This is a genomic window from Marinobacter sp., assembly GCF_014859525.1.
Lineage (GTDB): Bacteria > Pseudomonadota > Gammaproteobacteria > Pseudomonadales > Oleiphilaceae > Marinobacter.
This window is the reverse complement of the sequence record NZ_JACUUB010000008.1, coordinates 1-26,087: the sequence shown is the minus strand read 5'-3', so window position 1 is coordinate 26,087 and position 26,087 is coordinate 1. Positions and strand designations below refer to the sequence as shown.

The 26,087-nt window shown below is 56.1% G+C and carries 25 protein-coding genes; 13 read left to right on the top strand and 12 right to left on the bottom strand.

Annotated elements, in window-relative coordinates:
• Positions 1-42: 42 nt before the first annotated feature.
• From nth to metG, 8 genes are read right to left on the bottom strand one after another with little or no spacing between them, the layout of a single operon-like run.
• A complete protein-coding gene (gene nth / locus IBX51_RS03790; RefSeq protein ID WP_291828850.1) occupies positions 43-681 on the bottom strand; it encodes an endonuclease III in 639 nt (212 codons plus the stop codon).
• Between the two features lie 44 nt (positions 682-725).
• Positions 726-1,442 carry an electron transport complex subunit E gene (locus tag IBX51_RS03785; protein WP_291828848.1) on the bottom strand — a complete coding sequence of 239 codons (717 nt, stop codon included), beginning with the start codon at positions 1,440-1,442 and terminating at the stop codon, positions 726-728.
• 2 nt (positions 1,443-1,444) lie between these two features.
• The gene (gene rsxG / locus IBX51_RS03780) at positions 1,445-2,146 is read right to left on the bottom strand and encodes an electron transport complex subunit RsxG (protein WP_291828846.1); all 702 of its coding nucleotides are present in this window, start codon (positions 2,144-2,146) and stop codon (positions 1,445-1,447) included.
• Positions 2,147-2,149: 3 nt separating this feature from the next.
• Positions 2,150-3,202 carry an electron transport complex subunit RsxD gene (gene rsxD, locus IBX51_RS03775; RefSeq protein ID WP_291828844.1) on the bottom strand — a complete coding sequence of 351 codons (1,053 nt, stop codon included), beginning with the start codon at positions 3,200-3,202 and terminating at the stop codon, positions 2,150-2,152.
• Between the two features lie 18 nt (positions 3,203-3,220).
• On the bottom strand, positions 3,221-5,050 hold the full coding sequence (gene rsxC, locus IBX51_RS03770; RefSeq protein ID WP_291828842.1) for an electron transport complex subunit RsxC: 1,830 nt from the start codon (positions 5,048-5,050) through the stop codon (positions 3,221-3,223).
• On the bottom strand, positions 5,050-5,628 hold the full coding sequence (gene rsxB / locus IBX51_RS03765) for an electron transport complex subunit RsxB (RefSeq protein WP_291828840.1): 579 nt from the start codon (positions 5,626-5,628) through the stop codon (positions 5,050-5,052). The genes rsxC and rsxB overlap by 1 nt, the downstream gene beginning before the upstream one ends.
• A gap of 13 nt (positions 5,629-5,641) precedes the next feature.
• Entirely contained in the window at positions 5,642-6,223 is a 582-nt protein-coding gene (gene rsxA / locus IBX51_RS03760; protein ID WP_291828838.1) for an electron transport complex subunit RsxA, read from the bottom strand.
• Between the two features lie 24 nt (positions 6,224-6,247).
• Positions 6,248-8,284 (bottom strand): methionine--tRNA ligase, encoded by a 2,037-nt coding sequence (gene metG, locus IBX51_RS03755; RefSeq protein WP_291828837.1) that lies wholly within the window; start codon positions 8,282-8,284, stop codon positions 6,248-6,250.
• A gap of 178 nt (positions 8,285-8,462) precedes the next feature.
• Between metG and apbC the strand changes: the two genes are divergently transcribed.
• The 4 genes from apbC to IBX51_RS03735 all read left to right on the top strand — a co-directional run bounded on the left by apbC (position 8,463) and on the right by IBX51_RS03735 (position 12,339).
• On the top strand, positions 8,463-9,563 hold the full coding sequence (gene apbC, locus IBX51_RS03750) for an iron-sulfur cluster carrier protein ApbC (protein WP_291828835.1): 1,101 nt from the start codon (positions 8,463-8,465) through the stop codon (positions 9,561-9,563).
• A 261-nt stretch (positions 9,564-9,824) separates the two neighbouring features.
• Positions 9,825-10,391 (top strand): dCTP deaminase, encoded by a 567-nt coding sequence (gene dcd, locus IBX51_RS03745; protein WP_022990087.1) that lies wholly within the window; start codon positions 9,825-9,827, stop codon positions 10,389-10,391.
• Entirely contained in the window at positions 10,388-10,987 is a 600-nt protein-coding gene (locus IBX51_RS03740; protein WP_291828830.1) for a YjaG family protein, read from the top strand. Before dcd ends, IBX51_RS03740 begins: the two co-directional genes overlap by 4 nt.
• A gap of 74 nt (positions 10,988-11,061) precedes the next feature.
• Positions 11,062-12,339, top strand: a complete 1,278-nt coding sequence (locus IBX51_RS03735) for a valine--pyruvate transaminase (RefSeq protein ID WP_291828828.1) — start codon at positions 11,062-11,064, stop codon at positions 12,337-12,339.
• An 18-nt stretch (positions 12,340-12,357) separates the two neighbouring features.
• Here the strand turns inward: IBX51_RS03735 and IBX51_RS03730 are convergent, their stop codons facing one another.
• The 3 genes from IBX51_RS03730 to purM form a co-directional block, all read right to left on the bottom strand.
• A complete protein-coding gene (locus IBX51_RS03730; protein WP_291828826.1) occupies positions 12,358-13,104 on the bottom strand; it encodes a DUF3108 domain-containing protein in 747 nt (248 codons plus the stop codon).
• A 76-nt stretch (positions 13,105-13,180) separates the two neighbouring features.
• Positions 13,181-13,843 carry a phosphoribosylglycinamide formyltransferase gene (gene purN / locus IBX51_RS03725; protein ID WP_291828824.1) on the bottom strand — a complete coding sequence of 221 codons (663 nt, stop codon included), beginning with the start codon at positions 13,841-13,843 and terminating at the stop codon, positions 13,181-13,183.
• Positions 13,840-14,904 (bottom strand): phosphoribosylformylglycinamidine cyclo-ligase, encoded by a 1,065-nt coding sequence (gene purM, locus IBX51_RS03720; protein WP_291828822.1) that lies wholly within the window; start codon positions 14,902-14,904, stop codon positions 13,840-13,842. The genes purN and purM overlap by 4 nt, the downstream gene beginning before the upstream one ends.
• A 191-nt stretch (positions 14,905-15,095) precedes the next feature.
• Between purM and IBX51_RS03715 the strand changes: the two genes are divergently transcribed.
• Genes IBX51_RS03715 through IBX51_RS03695 form a run of 5 tightly spaced genes read left to right on the top strand, consistent with a single transcriptional unit; the run spans position 15,096 to position 18,850 of the window.
• Positions 15,096-16,391: a DUF2066 domain-containing protein gene (locus IBX51_RS03715; RefSeq protein ID WP_291828820.1), complete on the top strand. Its 1,296-nt coding sequence runs from the start codon at positions 15,096-15,098 to the stop codon at positions 16,389-16,391.
• A gap of 20 nt (positions 16,392-16,411) precedes the next feature.
• Positions 16,412-16,972, top strand: coding sequence for a CDP-alcohol phosphatidyltransferase family protein (locus IBX51_RS03710; protein WP_291828818.1), 561 nt, complete (start codon positions 16,412-16,414; stop codon positions 16,970-16,972).
• Positions 16,969-17,667: a DnaA regulatory inactivator Hda gene (hda, locus tag IBX51_RS03705; protein WP_291828816.1), complete on the top strand. Its 699-nt coding sequence runs from the start codon at positions 16,969-16,971 to the stop codon at positions 17,665-17,667. The genes IBX51_RS03710 and hda overlap by 4 nt, the downstream gene beginning before the upstream one ends.
• Positions 17,668-17,706: 39 nt before the next feature.
• Positions 17,707-18,504: a ParA family protein gene (locus tag IBX51_RS03700; protein ID WP_291828814.1), complete on the top strand. Its 798-nt coding sequence runs from the start codon at positions 17,707-17,709 to the stop codon at positions 18,502-18,504.
• Positions 18,505-18,514: 10 nt separating this feature from the next.
• Positions 18,515-18,850: a YqcC family protein gene (locus IBX51_RS03695; RefSeq protein ID WP_291828914.1), complete on the top strand. Its 336-nt coding sequence runs from the start codon at positions 18,515-18,517 to the stop codon at positions 18,848-18,850.
• A 15-nt stretch (positions 18,851-18,865) separates the two neighbouring features.
• Here the strand turns inward: IBX51_RS03695 and nadC are convergent, their stop codons facing one another.
• A complete protein-coding gene (gene nadC, locus IBX51_RS03690; protein WP_291828812.1) occupies positions 18,866-19,705 on the bottom strand; it encodes a carboxylating nicotinate-nucleotide diphosphorylase in 840 nt (279 codons plus the stop codon).
• 224 nt (positions 19,706-19,929) lie between these two features.
• Between nadC and IBX51_RS03685 the strand changes: the two genes are divergently transcribed.
• The 4 genes from IBX51_RS03685 (at position 19,930) to IBX51_RS03670 (ending at position 25,986) form a co-directional block, all read left to right on the top strand.
• Complete coding sequence (locus IBX51_RS03685) at positions 19,930-22,233, top strand: DUF1631 domain-containing protein (RefSeq protein ID WP_291828808.1); 2,304 nt, start codon at positions 19,930-19,932, stop codon at positions 22,231-22,233.
• A gap of 147 nt (positions 22,234-22,380) precedes the next feature.
• Complete coding sequence (ampD, locus tag IBX51_RS03680) at positions 22,381-22,953, top strand: 1,6-anhydro-N-acetylmuramyl-L-alanine amidase AmpD (RefSeq protein ID WP_291828913.1); 573 nt, start codon at positions 22,381-22,383, stop codon at positions 22,951-22,953.
• Positions 22,954-23,841, top strand: coding sequence for a regulatory signaling modulator protein AmpE (locus IBX51_RS03675; RefSeq protein ID WP_291828806.1), 888 nt, complete (start codon positions 22,954-22,956; stop codon positions 23,839-23,841).
• A 114-nt stretch (positions 23,842-23,955) separates the two neighbouring features.
• On the top strand, positions 23,956-25,986 hold the full coding sequence (locus IBX51_RS03670) for a methyl-accepting chemotaxis protein (RefSeq protein WP_291828804.1): 2,031 nt from the start codon (positions 23,956-23,958) through the stop codon (positions 25,984-25,986).
• Positions 25,987-26,087: the final 101 nt, after the last annotated feature.

The following is a 26,087-nucleotide window of genomic DNA, read 5'->3' as shown; positions in this document are numbered from 1 at the left end:
TTGCCGGCTTTTCTGTTATTTGTAGAACGAAAACGCTCTGATTTACTGATAATCCCGTTTTTGTCTGAACTCGCACAAATCCTCGATCAGGCAGGCTCCGCATTTCGGTTTCCGGGCGGTGCAGGTGTACCGACCGTGCAGTATCAGCCAGTGATGAGCATCCATCAGGAATTCTTTCGGGATCAGTCGCATCAGTCGCTTTTCGACTTCCAGAACGTTTTTGCCGGGCGCAATGCCGGTTCGGTTTGAGACCCGAAAAATATGCGTATCCACCGCCATGGCGGGTTGGCGGAACGCTGTGTTCAGCACAACATTGGCGGTTTTTCTGCCGACACCGGGTAGCGCCTCCAGGTCTTCACGATTATCCGGTACCTGGCTGTTGTGCTTCTCGACCAGGATCTGACAGGTTTTGATCACATTTTCAGCTTTGCTGTTAAACAGGCCGATGGTTTTGATGTATTCCTTCAGGCCGTCCACTCCCAGCTTATAGATCGCTTCCGGGGTATTGGCCACTGGGTACAGCTTGTCCGTAGCCTTGTTAACGCCCACATCTGTAGCCTGCGCAGATAAAATCACTGCAATCAGCAATTCGAACGGATTGCTGTAGTTCAACTCCGTGGTGGGGTTGGGGTTCTCGTCTCTGAGTCGTGTGAAGATTTCAGTGCGTTTATCTTTGTTCATCGTTGTCCGGGCTCAGGCTCAAGTGTCGGGTTCAGGCATTAGGCTCAGGAAACATTGCCGGTAACCCTGACCCTTTTACTGCCAGCGCCAGCATGGGCCGGTTGGGCTGCCAGCCGCCGATCTTTAAGATGGTGATCAATGCCGTTTTTCAGTGCGATGAGCAAACCAAGGCCGACAAATGCGCCCGGGGGCAACACCATGAACAGCATGTCTGGGTAGTGTTCAAAGGGCTGGATGACCCAGTCCGTCGCGGTCGGGCCGAGTAACAGGTGCATGTCGGCAAACAGTGTGCCCTGGCCAATCAATTCGCGCATGCCGCCAAGAATGATCAGCACTGCCAAAAAGCCCAACCCCATCATGGCACCGTCAAGCAGTGCGGGCAGGGGCGGGTTCTTGGAGGCAAAGGCGTCGGCCCGGCCCAGAATGGCGCAGTTCGTAACGATCAAGGGGATGAAAATACCGAGAATCTGGTAGAGCTCGTAGGTGAACGCCTGCATTAGCAGCTCTGCACAGGTTACAAAAGACGCGATGATCATCACGAACGCCGGCAGGCGCACCGATTCGTTAACAAAATTGCGGATAAGGGAGACCGACAGGTTAGAGCCGATCAACACCATGAGAGTGGCGATACCCAGTCCGATCGCGTTGACGACAGTGCTGGTGACTGCCAGCAATGGGCAGAGCCCGAGCACCTGAACCAGCGCAGGGTTGTTGGTCCACAGGCCTTCTTTGACAATGTCGCTGGATGATTTTGTGGCCATGATCAGGAGTGCTCCGCAGTGTTGGACTCGCCGGCGATGGCATCCGGAGTCAGTTGTCTGTTCCGGGGTGAGGGTGGCTCGTTCAGGCGCTCCCGAATTAACTCCCGGTTCTGGCGGAAGTAGGTCAGGGTGTGCTGCACTGCATTAACCACGGCACGGGGCGTAATGGTCGCCCCTGTGAATTGATCAAACACGCCGCCGTTTTTCTTGACGTTCCACTGATCGGTAGGCGGATTGCCGAGAGAGCGGCCATCAAACCCGTAAACCCAGTCCGATTTTCGGGTTTCAATCCGGTCACCAAGCCCGGGGGTTTCCCGATGATGAGTGACGCGAACGCCCAGTATTCGGCCTTCCAGGTCGAGGCCGACCAGTAACCGGATTTCTCCGGAGTAACCATCGGGGGCCACTGCCGGCATGATCAGGCCAACGGGTTGGCCGTCACGCCTTGCTACCCAAACCTTCACCGGCCCAAGTGTTGGTTGGCGATTACTGGCAGGCAGAGTAATTACGTCGCGCAACAAATCGTTGTCGTGCTGATGTTCGGGAATAATCTCGAACAGTGCCCTGGCCTCTGCCCGGGCTGCTTGTTCCGCAATTCTGTCTTTGGTGATGCCCTGGGTAAGGGCAATGGTGCCGCCGGTAATAATGGCAAACAGGCCAAGGCCTATGGCGCTGCGACGGATGGAGGTGGTGATCGCATTCATGGGTCAGCCTCCGCTTTTGCCGGGGACGCCCCGTCTGGCTTTGTGGTGTCCGAAGGTTCTCGGCGGGGTGTAGTGATCGATAAAGGGCACGGCAAAGTTCATCAACAGCACGCTGAAGGCAACCGCGTCCGGGTAGTTTCCCCAGGTCCGGATCAGATAGATCAGTACACCAATCCCCGCGCCATAGATGAGTTTACCCTGGTGACTGGTGGCTGCAGACACAGGGTCTGTGGCAATGAAAAAGGCGCCTAGCATGGTACCACCTGCCAGCAAATGCAGTTGCAGGGGCGCATATTGATCGGCGTTGTTGCCGAACGCCAGACTCATGATGGCAATAGCCGCCAGGAACGCAACGGGAATATGCCAGGTGATGATCCTTAGCCAAATCAATACCAGGCCGCCGGCCAGAAAAGCCAGGTTTACCCATTCCCAGCCCCGTGCGACCAGGTCGCCAAAGGTTGGGTGTTGCAACACTTCGGCGGCGGTGTGCGTAGTAATTTTATGTTTGTACTCGTCCAGCGGTGTCGCCATCGTCCAAGCGTCAATGCTGGTTTGGCTGCCAGAAAAAATGGTGGCCAGTGTCTCACCAAAACCAGGCGCACCCGCCCACAAGGTAGCGGGTTGTGCCCAGTTGGTGGTCATTGCTACTGGAAAGGAGATCAGCACCAGAGCGTAGCCCACCATGGCTGGATTGAATGGGTTGGAGCCAAGTCCACCATACAGCTGTTTGGCTACCACGATGGCGGAAATGACCGCAATGCCGGATACCCACCAAGGCGCAAACTGGGGTAGTGACAATCCCAGTAACAAACCCGTGACGGCGGCGGTGTTGTCTTTCAGAAAAAACGCGATCGGCTTGTTGCGCAATTTCAGAATGACGGCTTCAGAGGCAAGTGCCAGAGCCACACACCAGATCACATTGATCAGATTGCCCCAGCCGAAGAATGCCGTTTGGGCGATCAGGCCCGGAACGGTCGCCAGCATAACCCACAGCATGAGCCGAGACGTTGGTCGGGCATGGTGGGCATGGGGTGAAGATTGTTGAACTAATGCCATGACGGATCCTGAAATGGGTTACTCGGACAACTGCGCAGCGGGCTCAGAGCCGGCCCGCTTCTGGGCTTCGGTGAGAGCCTCCCGGGCTCGCTCAACCCGGTCATGGTTCTTGGCCACCGCTCGCTCCAGCTTGTCCAGGTTATCAGCTTGCTGCTCTTTGGCTTCATCCAGCATGCCTTGCATGGTGCTCAGTTTGGCTTCTGCCTGCATCAGCTGCTTTTCCAGTGCTTCGATGTCAGGCTTTTCCTCGGATGCCGGTGTTGCCTGTAGGGTGCTGCCCGAGGCTTGAGCTGCTTTGGCTTTTTTCCTCTCCAGGGCCTGTTGCACAAGTGCCGCTTTGGCATCACGACTATCTACGGCATCGCCTTTCGCGACGACGTGTTCTGCTTCGGCTTGTTTCTGAGCCTGGGCGTCAGCTGCGGCTTTTGCCCGCTCTTTACGGCGCAGTTCTTTTTCTTGTTGCTCGCGTTCGAGGCGTGCCTGTCGCGCCTCGAAACGTTCACGAGCACGGTCTGATTTCAGCTGTTCGGCACGTTGAGTACGAATTTCATCCTTGGCGAAGCGGTAGTGTTGCACCAGTGGAATGGCACTTGGGCAAACGTAAGAGCAGGCGCCACACTCGATGCAGTCGAACAGGTTAAGATGCTCGGCCTTTTCAAACTCCGCAGCTTTGGCGTGCCAGAACAACTGTTGCGGCAGGAGTTCCATAGGGCAGACTTCTGCGCACTGGCCACAGCGGATGCAAGGCTGTTCCGGTGGTGGTGCGGGTAGCTCAGTGGCAGTGGCCGCAATCACACAGTTGGAGGTTTTCACTATCGGTATGGTGTCGGTCTTGAGGGTGTAGCCCATCATCGGGCCACCCAGTACCAGTCTGCTCAGTTTGCTGGTTTGGAGGCCAGCCATCGCCAACAGGTTGCTGATGGGTGTGCCAAGTAGTACCTCAAAGGTACCGGGTTCTTGCACCGCTTCTCCAGTGATGGTCAAAACACGGGAGATCAGCGGTTTGCCTTCAAAAATTGCTCGGGACACAGCCATTGCCGTGCCCACGTTGTGGCACATTACGCCAATGTCGGCAGGGAGGCCGCCGCTGGGAACCTCCAGCCCGGTCAGGATGCGGATCAGTTGCTTTTCGCCACCGGACGGATATTTGGTCGGCACTACCGCAATTTCAATCTGTGTGTCCTGAACGGCCTCTTGCATGGCCGCGATGGCTTCTGGTTTGTTATCTTCTATACCGATAACGCACTTGGACGGGCGCAGAATCCAGGCCATCACTTTCATGCCGGCCACCACTTCGGCCGCATGTTCACGCATAGTCATATCATCGGCGGTAATGTACGGCTCGCACTCAGCGCCGTTCAGAATCAGGGTTTCAACTTTACGGTCCCGGGGTGGGCGCAGTTTGATGTCGGTCGGGAATCCGGCACCGCCCATGCCCGAGATGCCGGCGTCGCGGATGCGTTGAAGTATCTGTTGGCGTTCAAGCAGCTTGTAATCGGGCACAGGCTGAAGCTCGCACCACCGATCTTCGCCGTCCGGCTTAATGATGACGCACCAGTCAACCATGCCGGATGGGTGTGGTACGGGGCGTTGCTCGATGGCTTCAACAATGCCTGAGGTTGGCGAATGCACTGGCACACCTATGCCAGTAGTTACCTCGGCCACCGTCTGGCCCTTGAGCACTCGATCACCCACAGTGACGATGGCTTCTGCTCGCTCGCCAATGTGCTGCTGCAAGGGCAGAATCAGACGATCGGGAATACCGGCCATTCGGATGGGGCGGCTGGTTGACTGCCGTTTGTTCTCAGGTGGATGAATTCCACCGGAAAAATCCCACAACTGGCTCATCAGGCGTTGGCTCCCTGGCGGTCGGTCGCAATTATGGCGGTTTTGGGCGGGGTCCAGGTCCAGCTGCGGATGTCTGGCTGGATCGTGATCATGTCAATGCAGTCAACAGGACAGGGCTCAACGCAAAGATCACAGCCGGTGCACTCGCTTTCGATCACCGTGTGCATGTGTTTGGCGGCTCCCAGAATGGCATCGACCGGACATGCCTGAATGCATTTGGTGCAGCCAATGCATTCGTCTTCACGGATGACTGCGACCCGCTTGGCTTGTTCCACGCCGTGGTCGGCATCCAGGGGTTGTGGCTCAATGTCCAAAAGATCGGCCAGTGCTTTGATCGTAGTCTCGCCGCCAGGAGGGCACTTGTTGATGGCTTCGCCGTTGGCGATGGCTTCGGCGTATGGCTTGCACCCGGGAAAGCCGCACTGGCCGCACTGGGTTTGAGGCAACAGGGAGTCAATCTGATCTACCAAAGGGTTGCCTTGTACTTTGAATTTTTCGGCGGCGAAACCCAGCAATCCGCCAAACAACAGGGCCAGAGCGAGCAGAACAACCACAGCAATCAGAAAACTCGTCCACATATCCATCGCTCCGTCAGACCGCAACCAGGCCAGTAAAGCCCAGGAACGCCAACGCCATCAGGCCTGCGGTGATCAGGCCGATAGACGCGCCCCGGAAGGCCATCGGAACGTCGGACACGGCAATCCGTTCACGCATGGCCGCAAATAGCACCAGCACGAGGGAGAAACCGGCTGCAGCGCCAAAGCCGTATAGTACGGACTCGACGAAATTGTTGTTTTTGTTGATGTTCAGCAGGGCGACGCCCAGCACCGCACAGTTGGTGGTAATCAGTGGCAGAAAAATACCCAACACCCGGTACAACAGAGGACTGGTTTTACGTACCACCATTTCAGTGAACTGAACCACCACGGCAATGACCAGGATGAATGTGATGGTTCTCAGAAACGCGAGATCCAGCGGTTCCAGCAGGTAAGTGTAGGCCAGATAACTGCACACTGACGCCAGAGTCAGTACAAAGGTAGTCGCCAGAGACATACCCATAGCGGTTTCCAGCTTGCCGGAAACCCCCATGAACGGACACAGCCCCAGGAACTGCACCAGCACGAAGTTGTTCACCAGGATGGTGCTGACCAGTATCAGCAAATACTCTGTCATCGGAATGTCTCTGCCTGTTGCTGCTTACATTATCCGCATGCCGGGGGTGGCCCCGGAATCGGGAGACAGAATAAAAATGTCCTTGCCACCAGGGCCTGCCGCCAGAACCATGCCTTCGGACATGCCGAACTTCATCTTTCGGGGTTTCAGGTTGGCCACCATGACGGTCATACGGCCTTCCAGGTCTTCCGGTTTGTAAGCCGACTTGATACCAGCAAACACGTTGCGTTCTCCATGCCCTACATCAAGCGTCAGGCGAAGAAGCTTGTCGGCACCATCCACATGCTCGGCTTTCACGATCTTGACGACGCGCAGATCCACTTTGGCGAAATCGTTGAACTCAATTTCATCGGCGATGGGTTCGAGGTCTTGGGCCGGAGTCGTAGCCGGTTGCCCTATGACTGCCTGCATTTCGTCTTTGGAGGCGTCCAGCATTTTTTCGATCTGAGCCATGTCAACCCGGCTCATCAGCGGCTTGAATGCATCGATACCGTGATCTTCCAGCAAGTCGGCGCGTTGATTCCAGTCCATGCGGTCGTTCAGGAACGACGCCGAGGCTTTCGCGGTTTCCGGCAGCACCGGTGACAAGTAGGTCATCAGCAGGCGGAACATGTTCATGGCGTTGGTGCAAATCGCCTGGAGCTTGTCTTCCTGACCTTCTTGCTTGGCAATTACCCAGGGCTGCTCGTCATTAACGTATTGATTGGCGATGTCGGCCAGTTCCATGATTCGGCGCATGGCGCGGCCAAATTCACGGCTTTCGTAGAACTCGGCGATCTGCTCGCCAGCGTCAATGAACTCCTGGATCTTGTCTTGTTCGGTCACCTTGCCCAGCATGCCGCCAAAGCGCTTGGTGATGAACCCGGCGCTGCGACTGGCGATGTTGACCACTTTGCCGACAAGGTCTGAATTTACTCGGGCGGCAAAGTCCTCAAGGTTCAGGTCCATGTCGTCGACGCCGCCAGTCAGTTTGGCCGCAAAGTAATAGCGAAGATACTCCGGGTTCAGGTGGTCCAGATAGGTGCGCGCCATGATAAAGGTGCCGCGCGACTTGGACATTTTCTTGCCATTCACGGTCACAAACCCGTGGGCCCAGACCGCTGTTGGTGTGCGGAAACCGGCATCGTGCAGCATCGACGGCCAGAACAGGGCGTGGAAGTTGATGATATCTTTGCCGATGAAGTGATACACCTCGGCGGTGGAATCTTTCTTCCAGAAGTGCTCGAAATCGATGCCTTCCCGGTTGCACAGATTCTTGAAGCTGGCCAGGTAACCAATAGGTGCGTCCAGCCAGACATAGAAGTACTTGCCCGGTGCATCCGGAATCTCGAACCCGAAATAGGGCGCATCCCGACTGATATCCCATTCCTGAAGGCCTGCATCCAGCCACTCAGCCAGTTTGTTGGCCACTTGCGGCTGCAGAGCGCCACTGCGGGTCCACTTGCTCAGGAAATCGTGGAACTCCGGCAATTTGAAGAAATAGTGCTCGGATTCTTTCTCCACCGGCGTAGCGCCAGACACAGCAGAGCGGGGATTAATCAGCTCCGCGGGGGTATAGGTGGCGCCGCAGGCTTCGCAGTTGTCACCGTATTGATCATCGGTTTTACACTTGGGGCAGGTGCCCTTGATAAAACGGTCGGCCAGAAACATTTCTTTTTCAGGATCAAAGAATTGAGTAATCTTGCGAGTGGCAATGTTCCCATTTTCCTGAAGCTGGCGGTAAATGTACTCAGAGAAATATTGGTTCTCCTCCGAGTGGGTGGAATGATAGTTGTCGAAGCGAATGTGGAAGCCGGCAAAATCTTGCTGGTGCTCCTGACGAATCCGATCAATCAGCTGCTCCGGCGTTATGCCCTCGCGCTCGGCACGCAGCATGATGGCAGTGCCGTGGGCGTCATCGGCGCAAACGTAGTAGCAGTTCTGATTACGCATCTTCTGGTAGCGTACCCAGATATCGGTCTGAATGTATTCCAGCAGGTGTCCCAGATGAATGGGCCCGTTGGCATAGGGCAGGGCGCTGGTGACCAGAATATCGCGCTGTTGCTTACTCGCTTGCGTCATGGTGATGTCCGAACCTTATGTTGAGTCGGGTTGGAAAGAAAAAAGGGGAGCTGGTGGCAATCATCATTGATTGTTCCAGGTAAAGGCCCCATATGGTCAGAAACGGCCACAGATGATACCTTTCATGCCATCAATTTTCACCTGCATTCAAGGTGATTGGCTTATTCCGGAGACCCCGATGACCCAGATTTCCCAGCAGGCACTCGAAGCCGCCGTCCGCGAATACCGGGACCCTTACCTCAACAAAGATCTTTACGAACTGGGCGCTGTGAAATCTCTGGGTGCAGATGACAGCGGCAAAGTTACCCTGATGATCGAGCTGCCGTACCCATCCAAAGGCATCGCCGGCGGCCTCAAGCAAATCGTCGCCAACGCTCTTGAGTTCGTCGACGGCGTAGAAAGCGCCGACGTCCACGTGGGCCAGAAAATCCACGCATGCAAAGTCAACAAAGACCTTGCACCGGTGGCCGGCGTGAAAAACATCATTGCCGTTGCTTCCGGCAAAGGCGGTGTGGGTAAATCCACCACCGCCGTCAACCTCGCCCTGGCCCTGAGCGCCGAGGGCGCTCGGGTAGGCATCCTGGACGCCGACATTTACGGCCCCAGCATAGGCATGATGCTGGGCGTGCCGGAAGGCCAACGACCGGACGTTCGGGAAAACAAATACTTTGTGCCCATCAAGGCTCATGGCCTGCAGGCCAACTCCATGGCCTTCGTCACCACCGACAAAACCCCCATGGCCTGGCGTGGTCCCATGGTCAGTGGTGCGGTGATGCAGTTGCTTGAACAGACACTGTGGGATGAGCTCGACTACCTTGTCGTCGACATGCCCCCCGGCACCGGCGACATCCAGCTCACCCTCGGCCAGAAAGTCCCGGTCACCGGCGTCGTTATCGTAACCACCCCGCAGGACATCGCCCTGCTGGACGGTAAAAAAGGCATCGAAATGTTCCGTAAAGTGGACATCCCGGTGATTGGCGTGATCGAAAACATGAGCGTTCACATCTGCAGCAACTGCGGCCACGAAGAACCCCTCTTCGGCCACGGTGGCGGCGAGCGTATCGCAGAAGAATACGAAACCACCCTGCTGGGCCAGCTGCCTCTGCACATGACCATCCGCGAGCAGACTGACAGCGGGTCGCCGACCGTGGTGGCTGAACCGGATTCTGAAGTGGCCCTGCGTTATCGCGATATTGCCCGACGGGTGGGGGCGGAACTGTCCACATGGGAACGAAATCTCGGTGGTACTATTTCCAGCGTCTCTTTAAACGAGCATTAAGCAGACTAAAAGGATACGGAGACTCCCAAACCTCTGTTCGATCGCGGCATCAGGGTCTTCTGTCCAAAAATTTCGAAGGCCAGGGATGGCCTGAGAGAAGCGCACATGGATGTGCTCGTAGCGGTTTTTGGACAGAAGACCCTGATGCCGCAGTCACCGGACTCGCAAGCTAAAAAACGCGACCTCCAAGGCTTCGACAGACCCCGAGGGAACAGGTAAACTACGCCCCAATTTTTCCAGCTTAAATCGAGAATTTCCCCCATGAGCATCAAGTCCGATAAGTGGATCCGCCGGATGTCCGAGCAGCACGGCATGATCGAACCGTTCGAAGCCGGGCAAGTTCGTGAAAACGAAAAAGGCCGCGTTATCTCCTACGGCACCTCCAGCTACGGTTACGACGTACGTTGCAGCAACGAATTCAAAATCTTCACCAACGTCCACAGCGCCACCGTCGACCCGAAAAACTTCGACGAAAACAGCTTTGTAAACTACACCGGCGACGTCTGTATCATTCCTCCCAACAGCTTTGCTCTGGCCCGCACCGTTGAGTACTTCCGCATCCCAAGAAGCGTACTGACCATCTGCCTGGGCAAAAGCACCTACGCCCGTTGCGGCATCATCGTTAACGTCACCCCGCTCGAGCCGGAATGGGAAGGTCAGGTCACCCTGGAGTTCTCCAACACCACCAACCTGCCCGCGAAAATCTACGCCAACGAAGGCGTCGCCCAGATGCTGTTCTTTGAGTCTGACGAAATCTGCGAAACCAGCTACAAAGACCGCGGCGGCAAATACCTGGGCCAGACCGGCGTGACCCTGCCAAGAACATGAATGCCAACCAGTTTCTTAAAGCCGTATCACAACTGCAGGGCTGGCGCGAGTGCGCCTTCCTGCTGGCCCTGGCCGAACGCGCCTTCCCCAATTACGCATTGTTTGCAGACGCTGTAGGGATGAAAAGCGGTGGTAAAATGCGTCAGCTGCTCGATCTGGGCTGGGACATGCTCCAGAAAGACGCTACAGAAGCGGCGATCCCCCAGTTGCTGACAAAACTCGAGGCTCTCAGCCCCGCTGTAGACGAATACGACGCCTACGGCGTTTATCCAGCCTTCGATTTCTGCCAACTGCTGGAGCAGGCTCTGCTTAACCGTCTGAACCCTAACAAACATCGGGCTACCGACGCGTCCCACCTGGCTACCAAAACCGTCATGGACTTCGTCGAGATGTCTGAAGGTGAGGGCATGGACGAAGACGAACTGGTTCGCCTGTTCGAGCAGCACCCATTGCTAAAAGAGGACAAGTTGTTCCAGCGTGACACATTGCTGACGCTCAAGCGCCAGCGCACCCCGAGGGACGACTTCGTCAGCCAGTTGCGGTTGGATGCGGCTAACGATGGTGTTAGCAACCTGGGCATATCCCTCGAAGGTTGAGGGGCTCCGGTTTGTGCTAACCATGCCCCAGGTAATAAGGTACCTGTTGAATCGCTTTTTAACGGATAAGCACCATGAAACTCTCTGCTTTTGGACGTAAGTTCACTGCCGACGCCGGCATCACGTCGCTAATGGACGACCTGGGTAACGCCATGGCTTCCGGCGAGGGGATGATCATGATGGGCGGCGGCAACCCGGGGCACATTCCCGAGATTCAGCAGCGGGTGCAGGATATTTTGGTGCAGATGGCTGCAGATGAAGGGCAGGTTCGCCACCTGGTGGGCATCTACGACCCGCCTCAGGGTGAAAAACAGTTTATTGCTTCGTTGGTTGATTTGCTGAACAAGGAGTATGGCTGGGGCCTGACGTCAGGCAATATCGCCCTAACCAATGGCAGTCAGGCGGCTTTTTTTATGCTGTTTAACATGTTCGCGGGCGATTACGGCGATGGCCATAGAAAGCATATTCTGTTGCCGCTGGCGCCGGAGTACATCGGCTACGCTGATGCCGGCATCGAGCCAGGTTTGTTTCATGCGGTACAGCCGGAAATCTCCTTCACCGACGCCCATGAGTTCAAGTATCGAGTGGATTTTGACGCGGTCGAAGTGACCGGCGAAACCGGAGCCATCTGTGTATCGCGCCCCACTAATCCCACCGGCAATGTCATTACCGATGAAGAGTTGGCCCGCCTGGAGGCGCTTGCCCGGCAGCAGGACATTCCATTAATTGTGGATGGTGCCTATGGAACACCGTTCCCGAGTCTGTTGTTTGTGGACGCGCAGCCAACGTGGAACGAGCAGATCATTCTGTGCCTGAGCCTGTCCAAGCTTGGGCTGCCGGCGGCACGCACCGGCATCGTCATTGCTGCGGCCCCAGTCATCAAGGCGCTTTCCGGCATCAACGCCATCATGAATCTGGCCACCGGCAGCTTTGGTGCCATGCTGGCGGAGCCGCTGGTTCGGTCTGGCGAGATTCTGTCTCTGAGTCGAGAGGTGGTATGTCCGTTCTACAGGGCCAAGATGGAGAGAGCGGTTGATGCTTTCCGCGATGCCATGGGTGAAGACAGCTGTCGCTGGTACATTCACAAACCTGAAGGTGCAATGTTCCTGTGGCTCTGGTTTCCGGGTTTGCCAATATCCAGCTTTGAGCTCTATCAGCGATTGAAACAGAGAGGGGTGTTGGTGGTTTCTGGCCATTACTTTTTCCCTGGCTTGCCAGAGGATGACTGGAAACACCGCCACGAATGCCTGCGCGTTACGTATTCACAGGGCGACGATCAGGTTGCTGAAGGTTTGCGGATCATTGCTGACGAGGTCAAAGCCGTATGGTCTGAGCACAGCATCAAAGGCTGATGCGTGCTCAGCGGTAGGTTAGTTGTCGATAGTGGCGTCTTTCAGGCTTAGTTCGTATTCGCTGCCATCGGGCTCCACTTGAAGCAGCCGCACCAGCAGATGGCCTTGGTCGGGATCGATCCACATCAAGGTCTCGCGCTTTGAGCTCTCATCGCGGACTTTTTCGACTTTCAGCGTTTTTCTGGTTTGGCCGTTGCCACTGGTGCTTTCTTCGTCGACAACCGCAAAGCGATCTTCGTTGTATCTGCCTTTGTCGATGATCCGGTAGGTCAGGTCCCGTTCGCCGGCTTTCAGATCCTGGTGCATTTGCATCTGGAATCCCAGAGGGTCTAGTGCGCCGTCTTCCAGTGCCAGTTCAAAGGATTTGCCGCGGTATTTGCCTTTTGCGATGCCGGCTTGCCAATCGAAGTCAATGGATTGTTCACGGTTACGGATCATGAGGCCGGAAAGGCGGTATCGGTAGCGGAGCGGAGTAACCTGATCGTCCTCCCACAAAAATACCAGCGACTCGTCGATATCGGCGATGAATGACTTTACTTCTGTGCGATAGAGCCAGACATTGTTGCCCTGGTCGCTCAGAGATCGAGTGCCCGAGCCGCTTAGACTGATGCCCTTTGACATGGAGGCAGAGTAAGTGGCCTCAAAAGGGGTCAGGGTAGAGCCAGAGTGCTGAGGCTCTGATGCTGCGATGGTGAGCGACGCCAGGCCGAGCCAGAGTCCGGCCAGGCAGGTGATGATTCGGATTAGCGTGTTGTTTATGTGCATCCGGTGCCCCTTACGTTCGCTGTATGTTATTGCGACAGTGTAGCGGTTAGGGAGCAGCGGTGGGATGACAATCTGTTCAGCTGTTCGATAACCGCATGGGCTGGTTCAGGATTTCGCCGTCAAACAACACGCCTTCGGTGCCTAACTGGATTCTGCCTTCGCAAAACCAGCGCACCACGATGGGGTACAGCAGGTGTTCCTGAAGCTGAACCCGCTCAGCAAGAGATTCGGGCGTGTCGTCGGCGTTGACGGCGATTTCCGCCTGAGCGATAACCGGCCCGCCATCGAGCTCTTCGGTGACGAAGTGAATGGATACGCCGTGGTGGCTGTCACCTGCTGCCAGTACTCGCTGGTGCGTGTTTAGCCCGGTGTACGCAGGTAGTAGTGAGGGGTGGATGTTCAACATCTGGCCGCGGAACGCCCGCACAAAATCGCCGGTCAGGATTCGCATGAAGCCGGCAAGCACAATGAGATCCGGATTGAGTCGACGGATCTCAGCCATCAGTGCGCCATCAAACTCTTCCCGCGAGCCAAAATTCTTATGATTGACGACAAAGGTTTTGATATTGGCTTGCGCTGCCCGCTCAAGGGCAAAGGCACCCGGTTTATTGCAGCCCACTGCAATAATTTCGCCGGGGAAGTCTCGCTCGCGGCTGGCATCAATCAGTGCCTGCAAGTTGGTGCCGCTGCCAGAAGCCAGCACCAGAATGGTTGGAAGCGGCGCAGAATCAGCCATCATGCCTTGACTAACCCTGGCGCATAACGAACTTCGGGTTTTGCATCACCGGCTTCGGCTTTCTCCAGCATTCCTACTTGCCAGACGTTTTCCCCCATGGCGTTCAGTGTATCGATTGCGAGATCTTTCTGGTCTGCGGGGACACAGACAATCATGCCGATGCCGCAGTTAAAGGTACGATACATTTCTTCGATCGCTACGCCGCCGGCATCTTTGAGCCACTGGAATACAGGCGGCAGCTCCCAGCTTTGGGTGTCTATGGCGGCAACAGTGCCGTTCGGGAGAACCCGGGGAATGTTCTCGGGCAGCCCGCCACCAGTGATGTGGGAGAGTGCGCGTACGTCCACTTCCCGGATCAGCTGCAGCAGATTCTTTACATAGATCCGTGTGGGTGCCATTAGTGCCTGGGCCAGGGTAGTGTCACCCATGGGCTGACTGAGATCGGCCTCGCTAACTTCAATGATCTTGCGGATCAGGGAGTAGCCGTTGGAGTGCGGCCCGGAGGATCCCAGTGCCAGCAGAACGTCGCCTGGCTGCGCGCGATTGCCGTCAATGACTTCGCTACGCTCAACAATGCCAACACAGAATCCGGCGAGGTCGTAGTCTTCGCCCTCATACATGCCTGGCATTTCCGCGGTTTCTCCGCCTACCAGGGCGCAACCAGACAGCTCGCAGCCAGCCCCGATACCCTCGACCACCTTTGCGGCAATCTCGACGTTGAGTTTACCCGTGGCGTAATAGTCCAGGAAGAACAGAGGCTCGGCGCCACCCACAATCAGATCGTTAACGCACATGGCGACCAGGTCGATGCCGATGGTGTCGTGCTTTTCGAGTTGCATGGCCAGGCGCAGCTTGGTGCCCACACCGTCAGTTCCGGACACAAGAACCGGCTCCCGATAACCGGCCGGAATGGACACCATCGCGCCAAATCCGCCCAGACCTCCGAGGACTTCGGGCCTGCGGGTGCGGGCTGCTGTGTTCTTGATACGGTTTACCAGATCGTTGCCAGCGTCGATATCAACGCCGGCATCGCGGTAGGTGAGGGACGGCTTATGCTCGCTCATGGGAATGTAACCATTGGCCTGTGGGTCAGGCGGCGGATTTTAGCAGGTGCGCCCGGGTGCTCCAACCGTAATTCGGCAAAGCGGGCAAATATTCACGATGCATGATTGCCTGACCGCAACCGGCGCTTGCTACTCTCCTCTGTGCGGTTGGTGTATCCTGTGCGCCAATCATGGGAACGTCAGGGTGTTACATGACTGAATCGGAAAGAATCCACATCAGAATGTTCAAAGGTGCAGCCGCCGTAGTAGCGGCCATCGGCCTGCTCGTGGGGCTGGCAGCGCCGGCATCTGCGGTCACGGTCTCAGGGCTTTATAACGCCGACGTTGCGGTAGCGGGTTCTGGGCCTGATGACCTGCGGGCAGGTTATGCCGAAGGGCTTCGGCGAGTCATGGTAAGGGTGTCTGGCAGTCGTGATGTGCTGGCGATGGACGGTGTTGACGAGGTGCTCAGCAACGCGGAATCACTGCTGCTGGCTTACCAGGTTCGCCGGAACGACGGCGAAACAAGAATGCAAATGAGCTTTGGGGCCGTGGGTGTTAACCGTGCCCTGGCGTCTATCAGTGCGCCAGTCTGGGGTGCCAACCGTCCATTGACCCTGGCCTGGGTGGCCGTTGAAGATCGGGGTGATCGCAAGCTGATTACGGCTGCTTCTGAAGGCGCTGATCGCGAAGAAGAGGCTACGGCCAGCTGGCGGAAACACTTTCTTGCGGCAGCGGAAGAGCGCGGATTGCCCGTGGCTTTTCCATCCAGTAGCGTGCAGGGGGACCGGGCCTTGCTTTCTGACCTGTGGGGGCAGTTTACCGGTCGCATTCGAGAAGCCTCGGCAGACATGTCCCATGATGCGCTGGCACTGATGCGGGTTAGTCGGTCTGGCGGTCAATGGCGTGCAGGCTGGGTATTTGATGGCATGAGCATGGGCAGTTCTGAACAATCCGTTACCGCAGCCAGCCCGGAAGAGCTTGCCCGTGCAGTCGTCGGGCGCTGGGCGGATGCTTACGCCAGTCGCTATGCCGTTGCTGCAGGCGAGGTGGGCGACTCTCCACGGGTTGATATTGTGCTTGAGGGTGTCAACTCGCTGGCGGACTATGGCAATGTGAACAAAGCCCTCAGCGGTTTTACACCGGTGGTCTCGGTAGGGGCTTCAAGGGTCAGAAACGAACGCTTGACGGTGCAAGTTACCTTTACCGGTGAGCTGGACCAGTTGCGGCAGTACATCGCTTTGGACCCGCGCTTTGTTGTGATGGACGCGCAACCAGAGGAGGCTTCGCTGCCCAGAACTGTGCCGGCAACTGGCGCTTTAGCTGAGCCTCAGCCAGTGTCGGAGCTGGCGGGTTCAGACGCTCAAAATCCGGAAGCGGCTTTGTTCGTTTATCAGCCGCTTCTGGACAGTGACGAACAAGATGCTGAGCAAGCGTTCGAATCTTTGTATCAAGTGCTTTATTACCGCTGGCAACCGGCTCCGGTTGTTAGCGGTGGTAGCGACTAAACGGCATCGGAGGTCCGTTCGTGACATTGCACCGCTGGCGATGGATTCCCAATGCTCTGACGTTCCTGCGAATTCTACTCATCATCCCGTTCGCCGGTGCCTTGCTGGAAGGCAGTTATCGGCTGTCACTGGTCATTTTTGCGGTTGCCGCAACCACAGATGCCCTCGATGGTTTTCTGGCTCGTCATTTTAACTGGCGCTCCCGACTGGGGGCGATTGCAGACCCCCTGGCGGACAAAGCGCTGCTAATCTCGGCGTATTTAATGCTGACGTTTACCGGTGTGCTTCCGCTTTGGCTGTTTGCTGTGGTGCTTGGGCGCGATCTGGTCATTGTTGCCGGTGGGCTCCTTTACCACTACGGGGTAGGGCGCTTTGAAATGGAGCCGAGCATTCCCGGAAAGATCAACACCTTTGTTCAGGTTCTGGTCGTTCTGGCGATCATTATTCTGATGGCAGGACTGCCAATGCCTTCCTGGGTGATGGAGGCAGGCGTCCTGTTGGTGGCTGCGTCTGCTGTGTTCAGTGGTTGCCATTACACCGTTGTGTGGAGCGCGCGCGCCTGGAGAGCCAAACGCTCATGACCACTTCGCAGATGGTGCTCGGAGTCAAGCTTCGCGATGATGCCCGATTTGACAATTTTCATGGTGACCGAAATCGTGAAGCGGCTCGACGGTTGGAGGCTGTGTGTCAGCAGCCGTCCGGCGTGCCGGTGGTGGTCATCTGTGGTGATTCCGATACGGGCAAGAGTCACTTGTTGCAGGCCGCCTGCCATTTTGCGGAACAGCGCGGACGAAGAGCTCTCTGCATCAGTATTCAGGAGTTGATGCCTTTCGGGCCTGAGGCCCTGACTGGTCTTGAATCTCACGATCTTGTGTGTCTGGATGACCTGGATCTGATCGCCGGCAACGATGATTGGGAAGAGGCGGTCTTTCATTTATACAACCGCGTCCTGGATAGGGCCAGCCTGTTACTGGTCGCGCTGTCGGAAGTGCCGGCCGCACTGCCCTTTGGGTTGGCGGATCTGGGCTCCCGGATGGCTCATGGCCTGATGATTCAGCTGGGTGTTTACAGGGATGAAGATAAGCTCAGAATTCTGATAGCGCGGGCCGAGCAGCGCGGCATGGTGATGAGTGAGGACGTGGCCGGTTTTATCATGCGTAGAGCGCCCCGCCGTTTGGGTGACCTGTTGGGGCTTTTGGATACTCTGGATGAGAACTCGCTGCAGGCTCAACGGAGATTGACCATCCCTTTCGTGAAGACCGTCATGGGGTGGTAATAACGGATTAATAACGATAATGGCCATTGGAGAGACGACATGAGACGGGTTGTTTTCAATCAGAAAGGTGGTGTAGGAAAATCCAGTATTACCTGCAACCTGGCAGCCATCAGTGCGGCCCGGGGCAAGCGTACCCTGGTGGTCGACCTGGACCCGCAGGGCAACTCAACGCATTACCTGTTGGGCAAGCCATCAGCAGAGCTGAAAGATACGGCCGCCGATCTTCTTGAGCAGACGGTTGCCTTTAGTATGTTTAACCGTCGCCCGGACGAGTTCGTGCATGCATCGTCTTTTGATAATCTGTTTGTTCTGCCATCGAGCCCGGAGCTGGACTTTCTGGAGCGTAAGCTGGAAGCAAAGCACAAGATTTATAAGCTTCGTGAGTATCTGAAAAAACTCGGCGAGTCGTTCGACGAGATTTACATTGATACTGCGCCTGCACTGAACTTTTACACACGTTCTGCGCTGATTGCGGCGCAGCGCTGCCTGATTCCTTTTGACTGCGATGATTTCTCACGTCAGGCGCTATACAGCATCCTGCATGAAATCCGGGAGCTTCAGGAAGATCACAATCCGGAGTTGGTGGTAGAGGGGATTATTGCCAACCAGTTCCAGCCCAGAGCCAGCTTGCCAAAACAGTTGGTAAAGGAGTTGATCGCCGAGGGCCTGCCCGTGTTGCCCGTCCGTTTGTCCAGCTCGGTAAAAATGAAAGAATCCCATCAAAGCCGGCAGCCATTGATTCACATGGCCCCGAAACACGCGCTGACCCGTCAGTATGAGGATCTTTACCGTGTGCTCCATGGTGAATCTGTTGAACTAGAACCCTTGGCTGACTGATTTCATGAGCATGACTACCCGCGAACGCCATCTTGATCGGGTTACCGACAGCCTGTTGCAGATTGAAATTGAGCTCCGACGACTTGATGTCTGGGCGTCAGTCTCCCCGCCGGAAGCTGCCTTTCAGAGCGCCGAACCTTTTTGCCTGGACACGATGTCATTCCCGCAGTGGCTGCAGTTCGTGTTTCTGCAAAAGATGAAGGTGCTGATCGAAAGCGGCCATCCACTGCCGTCTGTGTCTGGTATTGCACCAATGGCCGAAGAGTATTTCCGAGGTCAGCAACTCTCGGGGCGGGGCCTGGTGCAGGCCCTTGAAGAGATGGATCGGCTGTTGTCCGGGGCCTGAGTTGCGCAGTTTGTTTTAAGACAGGCGCATAGACAGATCGATTGCACGCACGTCTTTGGTCAGTGCGCCGATAGAAATGAAATCGACCCCGGTTTCGGCGACAGGAACCAGTGTGTGCTCGTTGATGCCGCCGGAGGCCTCCAGTTTGGCCCTTCCTGCGGTAACGCGCACGGCTTCTGCCATATCTTTCAGAGTAAACTCGTCCAGCATGATAATGTCAGCGCCAGCCCGCAAAGCCTGATCCAGCTCTTCCATGGACTCTGTTTCGACCTCGACCGGCCGGCCGGGTGCGATTCGGCGAGCTTCACTGATCGCCTTGGCAATCGAACCGCAGGCTGCAATGTGGTTTTCTTTGATCAAGAATGCATCCCACAAACCCAGGCGATGGTTGTCGCAGTCGCCGCAGGTGACGGCGTATTTCTGGGCCAGGCGCAGGCCAGGTAGCGTTTTGCGGGTATCCAGCAAGCGCACCTGGGTGTGCGCAACGGTGGCCGCGTAACCGGCACAGGTTGTGGCCACGCCCGACAGCGTTTGCAGCCAGTTCAGAGCGGCCCTTTCTGCCGTCAGCAGTGATCGCGCAAGACCGGTCATCTTGAAGATGATCTCGTTCGCCGCAATGTCATCGCCATCCTGGTACAGCCAGGTGAGTTCGACGGACGGGTCCACCTGACGGAACGCTTCATCAACCCATTCTTTGCCGCAGAGGCGCGCGGATTCGCGGGTGATCACCTGACCGGTGGCAAGTTTGCCGGCAGGAATCAGCATGGCGGTAATGTCTCCATCGCCGATGTCTTCCCTGAGGCTTTGGGCGACGGTTTCAATTCGGGCCTGGCGGAGCAGTTCAGGGGCGATCATGGCGTTTTTCCGGCAGTCAGAGTGAGTGGGTTTGCCTAAGGACCGCAATTCTACTGCCAGCCGGTCAATTCGCAAAATGACACCTTCGATCGGTGTTAAAATGTGACGCAGGTCGTTGTTACACAAAAGGTGACAATTTCTGACACAAGGTGACGATCATCGGCCGTATGATGTAGGTAACAGAAATCCCGAGCTTCATCGCTGAATACAATCTGGAGCATTACATGGCGCACGATAACAAGGTTGTCCGTTTATCCGGCCAGAAACCGCTAAGCCGGTTTTCGCTGCCGCCAGCACTTATCAGGTTGCGTGACGCATCGGGGCAGTCGCTGAAAGCGTTGCTGTCATCATTTTTTGAGCGAGCGGATGATAGCCTGTTCACGTTGTCTGACCGAGCCGGTTCAAACCAGGATCAGGCTGCGTATTTCGATGCCATGCGTGAATTGCGACTGCGTCGTAAGTCGATCACGGTCTCCATGCTTCAGTATATCAGCCAGGCGTTCAATGAGACTGGCCGGTTTAAGCCCCTTCATTCTGCAGCTTCGCTGGAAGAGGTGGACCAGGACTCCCTGAGCCTGCTCGACCATTCCGAGCTGGAGCAGCAAGTTGCCATCGAAAACCTGCTCACCAAGTTACGTAACCAATATCAGGAACCGGTGCGTATGCTGGCAGCCCGTGTGCGCCATCTTGTACCAGATATCAAGCTGTCGGACGATCAGATGCCGCTCAGCCCCGAAGTCATCTGTGGTGCTATCTCTGAGGCCTGTGCAGACCTGGAGATTGATATCCGTGCCAAACTGGTTGTTTTGAAGCTGTTTGAGCGACTGTTGGTCGATAAGCTCGCGGGCTTCTATGAACAAGCCAACAAGACGCTGATTGCGGAAGGTGTGTTACCGGATATGAAGCGACCCCCGGGTGGAAGTGCGTCAGTTGCCGGTCGCAACACCAATCAGGGGCAGGGTCCGGTACCACCAGCCTCGACGACAACGCCTGATACCTACGGAGATATTCCAGGCGGCTCGCGCTCGCCGACATTCTCAGAACTGAGCGCGCTCTTGCATCAAGGTGACCAGGCTGTTCCTGGCAGCAGTTCGCCGCTTGGCGGCATCACCTTGGATACGGGCGGTTTGATGGTTCGCCTGAACGGTCTGCAGAGCAGTTTTCGGGGCCATGATGGTGCACACGTGATACCGCTCAGGCAGCAGATTGTCTCGGTGTTGCAAGAGCCGGGTGGCAAGGCCGTATCGCTGGGGCAGGTGGATGGTGATGTCATCAATCTGGTCTCGATGCTGTTTGACTTCATTCTGGAAGATCGTCAGTTGCACTCAGTGATGAAATCGTTGATCAGCCGGCTTCAGATCCCGGTGTTGAAGGTGGCTCTCAGCGATCGAAACTTCTTCAATCGGGGTGGCCACCCCGTTCGCAAACTCCTGAACGAGATGGCGCTGTCTGCGATTGGCTGGTCTGAAAAGCGGCCCGGAATGCGAGACCCGCTGCGCGAAAAGATCGAAGAAGTTGTTGATCGGGTTTTGAGTGAATTTACCGACAATGTCAGTTTGTTCGATGAGTTGCTCAAAGATTTCGGGCATTTTATGGACCTTGACCGGCGCCGTCGGGAGTTGGTTGAGCAGCGGCTTAAAGATGCAGAAGAGGGCAGGGCCCGCCAGGAGCGTGCGAGCCAGGCTGCGACCAGTCTGGTCAGTGAAGAATCGGCCGGTCGTGATATTCCGGCACCCGTAATGCAGATCCTCACTGAACCCTGGACCCGATATCTGCAGTGGGTTGTGTTGCGTCAGGGCGAGGACAGCGATCAGTGGCAATCTGCTTGCGCGGCTACTGAGCGGTTGATCTGGAGTGTTGATCCAGCGCCGGTCTCGGGTAACACCCGCTCAGAACTTCTCAGGGCGATTCCGGAGGTGGTCGAAGAGCTGCGGCGAGCACTGCAGGAAATTTCCTGGGATCCCTTTTCGACGGACACCGCCATCCGAGATCTTGAGCTTGCTCACGTGGATGTCTTTCAGAAGCTGGTAACAGCGCCGGTCGAGGGACAGCAAAAGCCGGAGTCTGCTGCTGCCGCCTCCGCGAGGGAGGTTGAGACAATATCGGATGCCAATCCGTTTGAGAGTTTAGCCGTTACCCGCGAGCCCGCAACGGTGGCTGCAAAGGCGGAGAGGGTCCATTCTGCTCCGGAATTGTTGCCAGAGGTCGCTGCCGTTGTAAAGGATGAGCTGCAGACGCCCGTCGTCTCGGCCGAATGGCTGGATCGTGCAGACCGGTTGCGGGTTGGCTCTTGGGTTGAGTTGGTTCGTGATGATGTTCGATTGCGTTGTAAGTTGGCAGCCTTCATCAAAGCCACGGGCAAATACATCTTTGTTAATCGCAGCGGTGCGAAAGTCGCGGAATATCACCGTGACGACCTGGCTACCGCGCTTCAGGACGGCGTGCTGACCATGCTGGATGATGGACTGATCTTTGATCGGGCGCTGGAATCCATTATTGATAACCTGAGGCACAACCGGAAAGACTGATTCACGCCGCGAGCGGAGGGCCGCAGGCTCCGTAGCATCGACAGTCGCTTTGTGATTCAATCGACCAGACAATCACTTAGCGACTGTGGATGCCTCTTGCGAAATTCCGATTCCGTCAACAAAGATCGTCATTGCCCGCCGGCGACCATGGCCCTGGCGGAGCACTTGAGGCTGACCGGCCGCTACCCTGGCAGCCGATGGGCACCTTCACCGAATTTCGGTCCCAGGCCCGAGAACTCAGCGATCTCTTTACTGATTGTCCATAACATCAGCTTGCCCCCGGGTCGGTTTGGCGGCCCCGAGATCGAAGATTTTTTCTGTAACCGGCTGGATCCGGCGGCCCATCCCTATTTTCAAAGCATTGCAGCACTGCAGGTATCGGCTCATGCGCTGATTCGGCGGGATGGCTCTGTTGTTCAGTTTGTCAGCTGTTTTGATCGGGCCTGGCATGCTGGCCGCTCTTGCTTTAGGGGGCAAGATGAGTGCAATGACTTCTCCATCGGCATCGAGCTTGAAGGCACCGACGATATTCCCTACACGCCGGAGCAATATCAGGCGCTGGCGTATATCGCCAGGCTGACGATGATGGCGTGGCCTGACGTTACTGAAAACCGGGTTGCCGGACATTGTGATGTTGCACCGGGTCGTAAGACCGATCCTGGGCCAGCGTTCGACTGGTCTTTTTTTAAGGCGCTGTTGACCGATGAGGAGATTGCCTGAATGGTGTTCGTCGTTTTTCTGTTGGCTTATCTCATAAGGCGCCGGCTGGATCGTCTTGGACGGCTGGATAGTGATGTGATGTTTCGTGGTTGGTTTCACCGGGGATCAATGATTCGAGCCGGTGACGAAGAGACGATCCGCATGGGTTTGGCTCTTGTGGTCGTGCCCGGGATTATACTGTTGGGGCTTGTATGGGGGTTGAGCTGGATTGGTTTCCGGTTTGCAGCCTACCCCCTTGAACTGATCATACTGGTTTTGTTAATGGGCACGCCGGGCTGGCGGCAGCTGCTGGCTGGCTATTCCGATGCCTGGGCTCGCGGTGATATGCAAGGGGCGTGGCGCCAGGTTCAGGATCGATTTCCTGCAGAAGAGCGTGGGGCGGCGTTATCGCCTGAGGCCATGCACCGTTCACTTTCAAAGGCCCTCGTGATCGCTATTTTTGAGCGCTTTTTCCTGGTGGCTTTCTGGTACGTGGTTGGAGGTATCGGTGCGGCTCTGATTGCCCGTGGTTTGGTGGCGCTGGCAGAGCAGTGGCCGCAAAATGCTGCTCGCCCAAAATTCCAGAAACTGGCGGATATGGCCAGTTGGATTCCGGCACGTTTGCTGTCTTGTACGCTTGGTTTGGCCGGTGACCTGGCGGGTTGGGTGCGAGAAGCGGGCAAGGTGCTGCCCGGTTTTGGAAGAAAAACGGAAGAAATCCTCATGATTTCAGCGCACGGGTCGTTAACCGGGTATGCGCTTGATCCGGAACAGTTTGCAAGACTCCATCCGGATGAGTGGGCCGACTTTGGCGGTCGAAGCCTGGATGCCATACGTGGTCTTCTGAACCGCAGTATGCTGGTTTGGATTTGTGGTGTGGCGCTGTTGGTGATCGCAGGGGTAGTGTGAAGTTTTGGCAAACAACGTTACAGAATAACACTTAATGGTGATTTAGTTTTTGAGACCTTAGGCGATAATAAAAGAAAGAATAACGATTCAGTTATTAGAATCAGCGAGGGCAGCGTGAACTATTTGATCAATCCAGCGATTACCCTGATGAACCGGCTGCCGATGGTCTACAAGTTCAGCCTCATCAGTATTTTGTTCTTGGGACCCATCCTCGTCCTGTCCTGGCTGGTGATTTCCAGCCTGAATCAATCCGTGCAAACCATGACCCGTGGTGTAGAAGGCCTTGCTGAGTTGCGCAAGGTTGACCAGTTGCTGTCTGCGTCGATGGATTACCGGGACTATCAGGCTCCAGGTATTCTTAAAGATGAGCCAGCATTGCTTCAGAGCGCCCGGGCCGCCGCCGACCGCATTGATGTTTTGATGTCTGATCTCACAGGCCCGGATCGATCGTTTGATGCATCCGGGTCGTGGGGCGATCAGGTACGGGCATTGGAGGCTGAATGGATCGAACTGAAGGAAAACAACAACTACCAGGGCAATATCGATCCACAGTTCAAGTATTACCAGGAATTTGTTCAAAAGGTGATGGCATTACTGCCTGCAACCATTGAGATTTCGGGCCTGGGGCAGGGTGCTTCACGGGAGAATCTTTTATTACTGGGGTTGGTTCGAAATGCTTTGCCGGAAGCCAGAACGGCGATTGGCCGGGCGCGTTCCTATGGCATTTATGCTCTGCTGGATGGTCAGGTAGGCTACAGCTTGAGCGAGATTCTTAATGAAATCTACGATCAGTTGATCAACCGGAGTTCGCTCCTGTCGCCCTCCTTGTCAGTAGCGGCCGAAACGTCGCCACGGCTGGCAAGCCAGGCCGGTGGTGCGTTGGCGAGGGTAGATGAGAGCCTGCTGACGCTTCGTGAGCAAATTGATACCAGCATCATTACCCCCATGCGTCTTGAGTTGCCCTGGCAAGATTTTGATTCTTCGGTGACTGGTCAGCTCGGTCATTACGATACCTTGATCGACAGTATTTTTGAGGTGGTCGCCGGTAACCTCGAACAACGGCTGAACCGCGAGACTGGCCAGCGTCGCCTGATCATCGGTGCTCTGATTGCAGTCATGGTGCTCGTGGTTTACCTCTATGTCGGCTTTTTTATGTCAGTCAGGACGGCGATCAACCGGTTCAGCACCGCTGCCCGCAGCGTGGCTGCCGGTGACATGACCACTCGCATTCAGTTGAACAACCGGGACGAGCTCGGCGAACTGACTACCGAATTCAACAATATGACGGACCGCATTGCCGAGCTGATTCGATCGGTGAGTACCACCACGAACGATGTTGACCGGCAGGCAGTCAAAGTTAATGATACGGCTTCAGCAAACAGCGACGCGGTTGCTCGCCAGATGGACGAGACAGGGCAGATCAATGAGGCCATGGGCCAGATGGTTGGTGCGGTCAATGAGGTGACCGAAAGCGCGCACCGGGTTGCAGACAGTGCTGGCAGCGCCGAGCGGGATACTGAAACCGGGCGCCAGGTTGTTGCCAATACCGTTGAGACCATCAACCGGTTGTCGTCTGAAATCGCAGGGGCGGTTGATGTGATTAATCGGGTCAGCGCCGACAGCGCGAACATCAGTCAGGTACTGGTAGAGATCAAGGCCATTGCCGAGCAGACCAATCTTCTGGCCCTGAACGCAGCCATAGAAGCGGCCAGAGCCGGGGAGCAGGGCCGCGGGTTTGCGGTGGTGGCGGATGAGGTTCGCTCACTGTCGCAGCGTACACACAAATCAACCGAAGAAATCGAAGGAATGATTTCCCGCTTGCAGGGCGGGGTCAAGGAAGCCGTTGCGGCCATGACCAGTAGTCACGAGGCTACCGAGCAGACGGTGCAGAAATCTGGCGAAGTCACTGAGGCCCTGGACAGAATTGCGGCAGGTATCACACAGATCGTCGACATGAGTCATCAGATTACCCAGGCAGCAGAAGAGCAGTCGGCGGTGACCAGGAACGTCAACGTTAACGTAGAGCGCATCGGCGAGCTGGGGCATAGCACAGCATCAAACGCGGAAGAGACACTGGCGAGCTCTCGCCAAATGTCTGAGTTGACGGCGTCCCTGCAGCGTCTTGTGGAGGCTTTTAAAGTCTGACGCTCCAGATGTTTATGAAAAATCCGGTCCTAGAGGCCGGATTTTTTTTGTTCCCAGAGAATCTCCTGGCTGCCATCACGACGGGCGAGAACCCGGGCAAT